This window comes from Virgibacillus sp. 7505 (genome assembly GCF_002272135.1).
In the GTDB taxonomy this organism is placed as follows: Bacteria; Bacillota; Bacilli; order Bacillales; family Amphibacillaceae; genus Terribacillus.
Genome location: NZ_NPBF01000477.1, coordinates 1 through 211, shown reverse-complemented (window position 1 = coordinate 211; position 211 = coordinate 1). Strand labels below are relative to the sequence as shown.

The window sequence follows — 211 nt, the reverse complement described above, 5'->3', positions numbered from 1 at the left end:
CATCAGGGCTTGCTACACAGCCCGATTGGTTTATCTTTACGACTGGCATCGGTGTCCAGACGCTGCTCGCTTTTGCAGAGGAAGCAGGGGTAAAAGAGGCATTTTTAAAGCAAGTTCGTTCTGCTCGCATTGCTGTGCGCGGCTACAAAGCGAAAAACGCGTTGTTGAAAGAAAATATAGCAATGGATATCGTGTCAGAAGATGGGACGAC

At 48.3% G+C, this 211-nt stretch carries 1 protein-coding gene; it reads left to right on the top strand.

Going from position 1 to position 211, the window contains the following annotated elements; genetic code table 11:
- Positions 1-211 (top strand): uroporphyrinogen-III synthase (locus CHH91_RS19870; protein ID WP_176465912.1); only part of this gene is annotated, 211 nt, incomplete at both ends.